The 11163-nt window shown below is 43.3% G+C and carries 9 protein-coding genes; all 9 read left to right on the top strand.

Annotated features, from left to right (window positions below; all coding sequences use genetic code 11):
• Positions 1–1066 (top strand): type VI secretion system Vgr family protein (locus tag Q0R17_RS02435; protein ID WP_293931807.1); only part of this gene is annotated, 1066 nt, incomplete at its 5' end.
• A 12-nt stretch (positions 1067–1078) separates the two neighbouring features.
• Entirely contained in the window at positions 1079–2005 is a 927-nt protein-coding gene (locus Q0R17_RS02430; RefSeq protein WP_293931806.1) for a DUF4123 domain-containing protein, read from the top strand.
• A 47-nt stretch (positions 2006–2052) separates the two neighbouring features.
• Positions 2053–4803, top strand: coding sequence for a T6SS effector BTH_I2691 family protein (locus tag Q0R17_RS02425; RefSeq protein ID WP_293931804.1), 2751 nt, complete (start codon positions 2053–2055; stop codon positions 4801–4803).
• A gap of 2 nt (positions 4804–4805) precedes the next feature.
• The gene (locus Q0R17_RS02420) at positions 4806–5519 is read left to right on the top strand and encodes a putative type VI secretion system effector (protein WP_293931802.1); all 714 of its coding nucleotides are present in this window, start codon (positions 4806–4808) and stop codon (positions 5517–5519) included.
• A gap of 18 nt (positions 5520–5537) precedes the next feature.
• Positions 5538–6239, top strand: a complete 702-nt coding sequence (locus tag Q0R17_RS02415) for a putative type VI secretion system effector (protein ID WP_293931800.1) — start codon at positions 5538–5540, stop codon at positions 6237–6239.
• A gap of 34 nt (positions 6240–6273) precedes the next feature.
• On the top strand, positions 6274–6987 hold the full coding sequence (locus Q0R17_RS02410) for a putative type VI secretion system effector (protein WP_293931798.1): 714 nt from the start codon (positions 6274–6276) through the stop codon (positions 6985–6987).
• A gap of 36 nt (positions 6988–7023) precedes the next feature.
• On the top strand, positions 7024–7680 hold the full coding sequence (locus Q0R17_RS02405) for a putative type VI secretion system effector (RefSeq protein ID WP_293931796.1): 657 nt from the start codon (positions 7024–7026) through the stop codon (positions 7678–7680).
• Positions 7681–8113: 433 nt separating this feature from the next.
• Positions 8114–10327: a T6SS effector BTH_I2691 family protein gene (locus Q0R17_RS02400; RefSeq protein WP_293931794.1), complete on the top strand. Its 2214-nt coding sequence runs from the start codon at positions 8114–8116 to the stop codon at positions 10325–10327.
• On the top strand, positions 10324–11061 hold the full coding sequence (locus tag Q0R17_RS02395; RefSeq protein ID WP_293931792.1) for a putative type VI secretion system effector: 738 nt from the start codon (positions 10324–10326) through the stop codon (positions 11059–11061). Before Q0R17_RS02400 ends, Q0R17_RS02395 begins: the two co-directional genes overlap by 4 nt.
• The last annotated feature ends 102 nt before the right edge of the window (positions 11062–11163 follow it).

Here is an 11163-nt window from a genome sequence, read left to right as displayed (position 1 = left end):
CAACAAGACTCTATCCGGCATCAAAACCAAAGAGCATGAAGGCGGCCAATACGGCGAGCTGCTGTTTGATGATACCAAAGGCGAAGTCCGCACTAGATTATCTAGCGAGCACGGTAAAACTCAGCTCAACCTTGGCTATCTGATCCATCCACGCACCGATGGAAAAGGTGAAGCTCGCGGTGAAGGCTTTGAGCTGCGCACCGATAATCAAGGCGCAATCCGCGCCAATGGTTTGCTGATCAGCACCGAAGCCAAAAATGGCGCATCTGGCAAACAACTCGATCACACACCCGCCCAAAGCCAACTTGAATCAGCATTTTCACTCGCCCAAAGCCTAGGCGAAACGGCTACCAACCAGCTTGCCGACACCGTAGAAACCGGCGACGAGGGTAAAACCGTTGAGGCCGATAATAGTGCCGGCAGCAAAGCCAGCACCGGCCATCTTTATCATCACGTACACGCCAGCAAAAGCCTTGAAGCAGGCAGCAACACTGATAAAGACGGCAAGAGCAAATCTAAAGACCAATCAGGCCAGCAGAATATCATCCTGCTGCACGGTGAAGACGGCGTTGCCATCACCAGCCCACAAAGCCAGACGATTACAGCTGGCACCAACTTAGATCTGGTCGCGCAGCGCGACACCAATCAAACCTCTGGCCGGCGCTGGATACACAACGTGGGATCACACATCAGCCTATTTGTAGCTGGGGTAAAAGATAAAGTTGCGCTAAAACTGATCGCTGCCAAAGGCAAGATTCAGCTGCAAGCGCAGAGCGACGATATTGAAATCACTGGCGATAAAGACCTAAAAGTGACGGCTTGCAAAGGGCTGATCAGCATTTCGGCTAAAGATGAAATTTTAGTTACGGCGGGTGGCGGCTATATCCGGCTCAAAGGCGGCAATATCGAGATTCATTGCCCAGGCACTGTCACAGTGAAAGGTGCTAATCACAATATGAGTGGACCAACCAGCCTAAATGCACCCTTACCCAAGTTTGCCAAAGGCTGCGAGCAGAGTATGGATGCCGCCGCTGCATCTCAAGCGGCCACTGTGCGCTTAAGCTAAGGGATTCAAAAAATGACGGATCAAACCATAGCAAACCATGCTACGGCAGTTTTGCAGTGCTTAAGCGATAAGTTGCAGGCAGAAAAACAACTTTGCCTTGCATTAGATTACAGCCACAGGGCGCTTTCGGATGAAGAATTGCAGTTAGATGAAGCGGCAAAGTTAAAGGGTTTTGTTGTGCCTTTAAAACATCGCTCGCTCAACCCAGAAATGCGGCCGTATTGGTTGCCATTGGCCGGCAAAAATGCAGAGCATCTTTTACCCAGTATCGAGCAAGCATTGCAAGAAGCCTCACCAGATTTAATTGCCGAAGGCAATGGCCGCAGAGTTGCGGGTTGGTTAGAGATTACGGGAGATGCCAAGCAAGCGGCCTTACATATCAGCCAACAAATGATCCGCTTCTCTCCTTTAGGTGGAAAGCACTTACTGCGCTTGCATGATCCTGCCGTACTCTGGGCCTTATGGCCGCTGCTGAATCATGAACAGCAAAAATACTTACTCGGCCCTGTGGCTAGTTGGAGCCTGATTGCACCTAACGGCCAACTGATTGCTTTGCAAATCAAGCCGGATGCGGGCAATAACAAGGGCACACCTGATATATGGGGCCGCCAGCTTTGGCAGGATATCGCCCTTATCGCGCCATTTAATCAGGCGCTGCTGGCCTATCTGGCGCAAAACGCCGATTTGCAAATAGAGCAGTTGGATCATCTACATGAGCTTGGCTTTGCTGCCATCAAACGTGCCAGATTATTAGGCTTTAGTGACGATGCAGATTTAGCGCTATTTACCCAACATGCGTTCACGATCCACCCGTTTTTTGATCGCCACCCTCTGCTGCAAAAATGCCTTGCAGCGCGGCAGGCGGATAGTTATTACGGCGGCTTGGTTGCAGAGCTGAGTGACAGCGACTGGCAAAGCATCGCCGCAAACACCTTCTAGTTTTACATAGGGCATTTGCCTTTCAATTTTTAGGAAATTACCAAAGCATGAGTCAGCTATGTAAAGCATGCCAAGCCAGTGGCTTACCCATTATGCCGGTACGTTATGCCGTCGTCCCTACGTCTGTAGCAGCAAAACTGCCTGCTTGGGCGGAAGGCACAAGGGTTAAAGATATTGCTTTAGGCAGTGATTTTCACTATGCCTTACGCACTTTACGCGCAGGCTACGTGTATTTGTTCTACTCAAAAAACGCCCGTGGCGCAAAGCAATGGGAATGCTACACCGTTACCGAAGATGGCCTACTACTGCTACAGCCCACCCCCAAAGCCGCTTCCGCGCCTAAAGATAGCATTACTTGCCAAACTGCAGGCCATAGTAATAGCCGCTTGCACCACTTGATTATTGATCGTCCAGACGATTGCGGCCCTACATGGATTGCTTTTAGCGAACATAAATGGAGCGATGAAACCTTGGCGCAATATGGCAGCGATGCCAAGCTACGCAGCGCCAGAATGCAAGCCATTGACCCCAAAGCCATGGCCGCTGGAGCAAAAAATCCGCATAGCAGCCCAGCCAGCCAAGCCGCACTAGAAAGTATCATGGAATACAGCCCAGGCTTTTCCTCAGCTCAGTTGCCTTATGATCAAAAAGTGCCTGAGTTTAGTAAAGATGATGGTAGTTTCTCTGAGAAAAAACTGGCGATGGTCAGCACGCTTTATCGGGTGTGTAGCCGTAAAGGTGCTACTGCCGATACCTTGCAATTTATGCAGGTACGCGCCAAAAAAAGCGCTGGGGGGAGTAATACGCCACAAATCATGGCCTTGTGGGATGCAATTGGCACGGTGAATGAATTAAACGGATTTAGAAGTGATCCTGCCGGACTAATGAAGCAATTCACTACTGAAAGGGAGCTGGAGCTTAGTACCTTGAGCTCTATTGAAGGGCTGAAAAAGGCACTCTCAAATAAAGCTGGGTCAGAGGCAGAGGCGGAAGCTAGGCATTTTCCCGGCAAACGCGCGGGCTCTTTAGAAAACTATCCAGATCTAACAAGAAGAAAGATCGCAGCGAATGTTCAATTTAACGATGATCATAATCAGGCCAAATTAAATAAAGAGCTAGCGGCGATTGAAGCCGAGCGCGCTAAAAGAGATGCTCCGGCTAAAGAGGCAGAGGATAGACGCGCCAATTCAGAACAATCACAGCATTATAAAAAACTTAAAATGGCCCATAGCTGGGACAAATACAGTACAAAGATCGATCCAAATGTTTTTAATACATTTAATAATAATCTGGAATCTCTACTAAGCAAAGCTGATGCCCTAATTGAGCAACGTACTACCCTCTTGTTGAAATGGCTGGATGCCCCGCTGTTTATCGATACTTTAGAAGATTTTCATCCTTCGAATATTAAAGACGGTGTGCAATTTGAAGAGGTGATTAGCCATGCCATTCTAGGTATGGGCACCAGTAAATCAGGCAAAGCCAAAATTGATGCTTGGATCATGGAAGGTAAAGCCAGTGTTAAAAGCAATTTACTCTGGCGCGCTTTTGCACTTAATCAAAAAGAAGCCATTCCAGAAATTGATAAATTACTGCTAGAAGCCAAAGCAGGCAGCAATATTGTGCTTACACCCGTAGCTTGGGCCAGCGTTGTGGCGAATATCAAATGGAATAAAATAGCGGATCTCTATAAAAAAGCACAAACATTTGAAAATACTAATCTGCGTGCGGCAGGCTCCAAAGGGGCAATGAAAGAAGCCAAATTGTTTGGCTTTTTAGGGATTTTTGCTACAACGGGCGACAGGCTTTTAAGCCACAGCTTTGCAGCTAAAATGATTGATAGCGTGGTTAAAGAAAAAGTATTTCAAAGCTTATTTCTTCTTCGGGCTGGAGCGCACGTCGATGCGGTGCTCGATTTGGTGAAAGAACAAGCTTTGCGTGAAAACCTTGATCGTAAAGCGATGCTAAGCCGCATACAAACGGCAGAGGTCTTTGCCAATGCAATGGAAGACGGCGGAAAACTACGGCCTAATGCCGCTGTATTGCAAGAAAAGTGGAGCAAACTCGCTGAAAATGCCGATGTGCCGGGTAAAGATAAGCGATTTAATGCCGCCAAAGATGCACGTTTAGCAATGGTAGTCGCCATGCTTGAGGCATTTAACCTTGCTAAGTGCAGCTACTCTGCCAAGGCCGATAGTAAATCCATGATTACGATAGCTGCTGGCGTGGCTTCGCTGGCATCGGCAGCTACTGATGTGTATGCCAATGTAGTTAAAGGTGCATTGGAAGAGTCTTCATATACCTTCCAAAGGCTTAAATTCTTTGGGGGGATGTTGAGTGGAATTGCTTCACTAGCAGGTGTGGCCACGTCATGGATGGATGCGGATAAGTATGGCAGTGCAAAGAAAGTTAATTTATATTATTTGGCGATGTCTAATGTAATCTTTGGGGGCCTTGCAGGTATATTTAATTTACTAAGCACATTGTCTTATTGTGGTCCTTGGCTTGCTGCGGCGGTTGAGCGCCAAGCGTTACAAAATGCCGCAAAAGCATCAGTGACCAAATTAGCTGCTGCGGCCGCGAAAAGATTATTAATGTATCGTGCCATATTAATGGGTTTGGGGTTAACATTTAATATTGTAGCGCTTGGTATTCAATTGCTAATTTGGCAACTGACTGATAATGAATTGCAAGAATGGTGTGAGAAATGTGCCTTTGGTTTGAAACGCGATCCAAACTGGACATTGAAAACTCAAAATAAAATGTTGTATAAAGCCACTTATGCAGTAGGGGTCTAAAAATGAAATTAAAAAAAGATACTGGAATTATTAATAATTTAAAAATTGTACGCGCTCAACAAAACATACTTTATAGTCCACATATGAAACAAGCTGCTAGTGTGAGCGCTATTATTTTTGCAGTGGCGGGAATGGGCGCTGCAGCTGTGCAAACTTCTTCTAATTCTGAAGCTGGTGCAGATGACGTAGATTTGTATTCATTTATGATGAATGGTGTGCAGTATGCAGGCTGTACACGAGAAGCTTTGTTCAAAGAAGGGGATGAAGTTGATCTTGTTTATGAAAAAAATGAACAGGGCAATGAGGTGTATGGAGTAAGGCGGGCTTCAACACGATCAATATGGCTATACCCCTATATGTCTTGCGGTACAAAAGCAAGTGTAATTCGAGCATTAAAGCTTTGGACATATTTTAGTCTTGGAGGAGGTGGATTTATATTCGTTGGAATAACAGTTGGCAATTTTGCTCTAGGTAAAGGTTTGGTAGATTTTGAAAAAATTATTCTCATGCAGATCGCAGTGTTTCTGATTACAGCCATTGGTTTTTCAATATTTCTTCCTCGCTTATATCGTTTTTCATTATTAGCAAATGAAGTATTTTCTGTGTTTGGATTTGAAAACCCTAAATGGATGGATCTTCACAAAACTAGTAATGAATTTCGTAAAAAAAACAAAGTTTCTTGGACGGGAAAAAATGCGCTAGATTTATGGTATTGAATTTGTTTGGATTTAAAAATGAAACTAAAAACAGACAGTGGAATGATTGAAAATCTGCAAATTGTGCGTACCCAGCAAAACATACTATACAGTCCATATATGAAAGAGGCCGCGGGGGTAAGTGCAGTCATTTTTGCTGTAGCCGGAATGGGCGCAGCTGCAGTGCAAACTTCTGCCAATTCAGAAGGTGGTGCAGATGAAGTGGATATGTATTCATTTGATATAAATGGTGTGCAATATGCAGGTTGTACACGAGTAGCAGGATTTAAAAACGGCGATGAAATTGAATTAGTCTATGAAGATCGCGAGCAAGGAGCAGAAGTGTTAGGGCTACGTAGATCTTCCACTCGATCGATTTGGTTATATCCGTATATGAGCCGTGGCAGTATTGCAGGTATCATTAGTGGGGTTAAGCTTTGGTTGTTATTTAGTTCGGTGACTTCTTTGGGTTTTGTATTGTTTGCCATGGTGGCATGGAGCGGCACTCTTCCTGTTCATGTTGCGGTAGATATTACTCTGATTAGTTTTGCACTTATTGCTATTTGTGTTAGCTGGATGCTTCCTCGTCTCTATCGATTTTCTATTGCAGCAAGTGAAGTGTTTGCCAAATTTGGTTTCGAAACACCTAAATCGGTTGATCTCCATAAAACTACAAAGGCATTTCGTAAAAAAAACAAAATAGCTTGGACTGTTAAGAATTCATTGGATTTATGGTATTGAATACTATTCAATCACTAGTTTTCATGATAAAAAAATGAACTTAAAAACGGACCGTGGAATTATTGAAAATCTACAAATTGTACGTACCCAGCAAAACATACTTTATAGCCCGCATATGAAAGAGGCCGCGGGGGTAAGTGCAGTCATTTTTGCTGTAGCCGGAATGGGTACAGCGGCAGTGCAAACTTCTGCTAACTCTGAAGGTGGTGCAGATGAAGTAGATATGTATTCATTTGATATAAATGGTATCTCTTATGCAGGTTGTACACGAGTAGCTAGTTTTAAAGACGGTGATGAAATAGAACTGGTTTATGAGCTAAATGAGCAAGGAAATGAGGTGCGCGGGATACGGCGCGTTTCAACTCGATCAATATGGTTATACCCGTATATGTCATGTGGTACAAAAGCAAGCGTGATTCGAGCGCTGAAGCATTGGACTTATTTTAGCCTTGGGGGAGGAGGATTCATTTTGTTTATAGGTGGCATTACTAGAGCAATTACAGGAGAGGGGTTTTTGAGCATTGATGAAGTTATTTTAATGCCAATTGTTTCATTTTCTATTGTTGCAGTCGGCTTTGCATTTTTCATTCCTCGCCTTTATCGGTTTTCTATTGCTGCAAATGAAGTATTTACTGCATTTGGATTTGAAAATCCTAAATGGGTTGACCTGTATAAATCTAGTAAAGAGTACCGTAAAAAAAACAAAATAGCTTGGACTGGGAAAAATGCACTAGATTTATGGTATTGAATTTATATTTAAATTGACTACAGTTTGGATTTAAAAATGAAACTAAAAACTAACCGTGGAATTATTGAGAATTTACAAATTGTGCGTACTCAGCAAAACATACTTTACAGCCCGCACATGAAAGAAGCCGCAGGTGTAAGTGCTATTATTTTTGCTGTAGCCGGAATGAGTGCGGCAGTGCAGACGTCTGCTAATTCTGAAGGAGGTGCAGATGAAGTGGATATGTATTCATTTGATATAAATGGTATCCCTTATGCAGGTTGTACGCGAGTAGTTGGCTTTAAAAATGGTGACGAAATTGAATTGGTTTACGAAGATAGGGAACAAGGAGCAGAAGTGCTAGGGGTGCGTAGAAGCTCTACCCGATCGATTTGGTTATATCCCTATATGAGTCGTGGTAGTATTTCTGGAGTTATTAGTGGATTAAAGCTTTGGGTGATATGTTCTCTGCTTGGAGGATTTGCACTATTATTAATTGCTTGCGTGGCATTAGACACCATACACGTTCATGATTTAGTTGCACTTTCATCACTTCCTTTTCTTGCTACTGCCGTTGGAATTAGTTGGATTCTTCCTCGTCTTTATCGTTTTTCTATAGGTGCAAATGAAGTGTTTTCCGCATTTGGATTTGAAAAACCTAAATGGGTTGACCTGCATAAATCTAGTAAAGAGTACCGTAAAAAAACAAAATAGCTTGGACTGGAAAAAATTCATTAGATTTATGGTATTGAATTTATATTTCAATATTCTACTGTTTGGATTTAATAATGAAACTAAAAAAAGACTGTGGAATTGTTGAAAATTTACAAATTGTGCATGCCCAGCAAAATATACTTTACAGTCCTTATATGAAGGAGGCGGCTGGGGTGAGTGCTATTGTTTTCGCCATAGCTGGAATGGGCGCGGCGGCAGTGCAAACTTCTGCTAACTCTGAAGGTGGCGCAGATGAAGTGGATATGTATTCATTTAGTATAAATGGTATCCCTTACGCAGGTTGTACACGAGTAGCTGGTTTTAAAGACGGTGATGCAATAGAACTGGTTTATGAGCTAAATGATCAAGGAAATGAGGTGCGCGGGATTCGGCGCGTTTCAACTCGATCAATATGGTTATACCCGTATATGTCATGTGGTACAAAAGCAAGCGTGATTCGAGCGCTCAGTTGCCTTATGATCAAAAAGTGCCTGAATTTAGTAAAGATGATGGTAGTTTTTTTGAAAAAAAATTGGCGATGGTCAGTACGCTTTACCGGGTGTGTAACCGCAAAGGTATGGCCGCAGAGACCTTGCAATTTATGCAGGCACGCGCCAAAAAAAGCTCAGGGGGAAGTAATACGCCACAAATTATGGCCTTGTGGGATGCAATTGGCACGGCGAATGAATTAAACGGATTTAGAAGTGATCCTGCTGGTTTTGTTGTGCAGTATGGCATTGAGCGGGAGTTTGAAATTGATGGTCTTACTGCAATTAATAGTTTAAAAGAGATTCTTTCAAATAAAACTGGCGCAATAGCTGACAATAGAGAGTTGAAGCTCCCTTCTGCGAACGATGGCAATCTTATGCGCTCTTTAGCCATCAGAAAAGAAATGGCATATGCTCAATTCAATAGAGATAAAAACCAGCAACGCTTGGATAAAGAGTTGGCAGATATAGAGCGCGAGCGGGCTCGTCCAAGTATGGAGCGTAAAGATAAATTAATCGCTCAAAGCTGGGCCAAGTATGAAAATAATATTAATCAGGACCGGTATACGTTTTTTAAGAATAGGCAGCAAGCACTTTTGGACCAGAGCCAAGCGCTGTCTGACGCTCGAACTAAAATCCTCATTAAATGGTTAGAAGCGCCATTATTTATTGATACATTAGAAGATTATCATGAGGCTAATCCTAGTGATGGTATCGAGTTTGAATGTGCTATTGGCGCAGCTATTCAAGGCATTAACTCATGCCAGTCTGGCAATATAAAATTACAGAGTTGGGCACAACAAACCAATATCGATAAAAGCAGTTTGCTTTATCGAGCAATTGCTCAAAATCAGAAAGAGATTATTAACGAGTTAAAGCCATACTTATCGCTGGCCAAGGAACAAAAAAACCACCCCTATACCGAGGCAGATTTTAAAGAGGGAATGAAGACCTTAACTTCCGGGCAAAAATTAGCAGATGTATATAAAAAAGCTCTCTCACTAGAATCTACAAATGCCAAAGCAAAAAGCTCAACTGGCACCAAAGCCTTTGGTATTGCATTAAAAGCCGCCCCTACCGGTAAACTTGATGTATTTATTAAAACGGCTGGCACAGCGATATTGCAAGCATTTAATCCTCTTTTTGCAAAAGGAGCCAATCCAGCAACCCTAAGTAATGCAGGGCATTTTTTGGGTGAAAAATACATTCAAATGATCTTAAGCACCAGGGCATTAGTTGCCCCTAGTGATGCACAGGCATTGATTAAAGAACAATATAAAGCGGATGTTTTACGTAAGCAGGCTAAAAATGCTGCTCCAAAGCCAATTGCTCCATTAACAACAAAAGAGATCTTAAAACGGGAGGCTGGGTTTAGGAGGAGCCAAGGTAAGGTGTTGGGCGAAGCATGGGGTAACTTTAAAAAAAACAAGCCGACGGACTATGCCCTAGCACTAAAAGACATGCGCCTAACCTTGCTGGTGGTTTTAATTGAAGGGGTTAATCTTAGTCGCATCATGACGTTTTATCATGATGACCTTCGTACCCAGGCTTTGATTGCGGCCTCTGCTATTTCGCTGGCTGCCGGTCTGGTAGATTTAGCAGGAACACCGCTTAAAAATGCATTAAGCACAGGGGCGGAGAGCGTAACCTTCCAGAAGCTTAAATTACTTGGTGGTGGGTTGAGCACAGTAGCAGGTGGTATTGGGGCATTCGTCGATTTCACCTTTGCTGCTAAAGCAGCACAAGAAGGGCATGGTGCATTGAAATGGCTATATATTTCAAAGGGCCTCGTAGGGCTTGTTTCTGCAGTGACAACTGGGGCAAGTACCTTTACGTATGCAGCGCCTATTTTACGAGGAGTAGGTCAAGTTGCAGCAGCAGATCTGGCCGGTGCTTTGGGCGCACGTGCAGGGGCTGTGATTGCTACACGTATTTTCTTTATGTCTGCAGGTCTTTGGTTAACAGTAGGTGCTTTTACCATTCAATTAATTATTTGGAAAGTAACCGATGATGCACTGGAGAAATGGCTTGATGCTACTCCGTTTGGAATTAAGCATAATAAGCCAGGCGCTTTTCAAGATAGCAATGCGATGAAAGATGCCCTTGAAGCGGCCATAAAGGAAGCACTTAATATTACCTTAGAGAAGGAGGAAAAATGAATAAAACCAGCAATGCATCAGAAAAACCCCCTGGCGTGATTAAAATCAGTGGTCAAATTAAAAACTATAAAGAAACACGTGCCCGCGCTAATTTCTTTTTTACTGAAAATGATCAAAATGTTATGGGTATGGCAGCGATTGGGGCTGCTTTGGCAGGGAATAGCGGCCAGGCAATGGGCACAGCCATATCCGCATCGGATATGGAAGAAGAAGCCGATTATTTAGAGTTTGAAATTGATAATATTAAAGTTAAAGGCTGGGTATGGTGTAGTCCATTTAAAAATGATGACTATGTAGAGGTAGTGGGCGAATGGAATGAGGCATGCTTTGAATTAGCGGCAATTGCGAGGCCTGAAGATCGGATGATAGCGTTGTATCCCCATTGTTCGCGAGGAAAGACAGCACATGCTAGAAATGCGCTTAAATGGTGGTTTATTGGTGTTACAGGGGGGATTGGGGCTGTTATTGGGATATTTTCTGTAGCTAGTGGAGTATTCGGTTTTGAGTCTGTTTTTTATTATATAACTCCTGTTTTTCTTATGTTATTGTTATTTGTTTCATATTTGTTTTATGGAAAGAAAGGGCTGGTAGTATACGGAGGCGTACTAATTTCGCTATTAATTAGTTTGTTTGGTGCAAAGGATATTTTTCAAAGCGTAGTTGAATATTGGCCTGTTGTTTTGTTTTTATATGTTTTCCTGATTATGTCTCTTGCTCAGGAGCCCTTGATTTAGCCATTCGCGCGGCGTAAAGTGAACGAACGTTCTTCTTTGCGGAGGTGGATCATGCCCATCAATGGCATTCAGATGCAAAAAGGCTTGTCTTTGCCTGAGTTC

The organism is Iodobacter sp. (assembly GCF_025352645.1).
Taxonomy (GTDB): Bacteria; Pseudomonadota; Gammaproteobacteria; order Burkholderiales; family Chitinibacteraceae; genus Iodobacter.
The sequence above is the reverse complement of the archived record's forward strand: the minus strand, read 5'-3'. Positions and strand labels throughout refer to the sequence as shown.

Bases quoted from the DNA above. Each gene is read 5' to 3' on its own strand.
- Q0R17_RS02430 (WP_293931806.1), top strand. From the start codon at position 1,079: ATGACGGATCAAACCATAGCAAACCATGCTACGGCAGTTTTGCAGTGC.
- Q0R17_RS02405 (WP_293931796.1), top strand. From the start codon at position 7,024: ATGAAACTAAAAACTAACCGTGGAATTATTGAGAATTTACAAATTGTG.
- Q0R17_RS02400 (WP_293931794.1), top strand. From the start codon at position 8,114: ATGTGGTACAAAAGCAAGCGTGATTCGAGCGCTCAGTTGCCTTATGAT.
- Q0R17_RS02425 (WP_293931804.1), top strand. From the start codon at position 2,053: ATGAGTCAGCTATGTAAAGCATGCCAAGCCAGTGGCTTACCCATTATG.
- Q0R17_RS02420 (WP_293931802.1), top strand. From the start codon at position 4,806: ATGAAATTAAAAAAAGATACTGGAATTATTAATAATTTAAAAATTGTA.
- Q0R17_RS02395 (WP_293931792.1), top strand. From the start codon at position 10,324: ATGAATAAAACCAGCAATGCATCAGAAAAACCCCCTGGCGTGATTAAA.
- Q0R17_RS02410 (WP_293931798.1), top strand. From the start codon at position 6,274: ATGAACTTAAAAACGGACCGTGGAATTATTGAAAATCTACAAATTGTA.
- Q0R17_RS02415 (WP_293931800.1), top strand. From the start codon at position 5,538: ATGAAACTAAAAACAGACAGTGGAATGATTGAAAATCTGCAAATTGTG.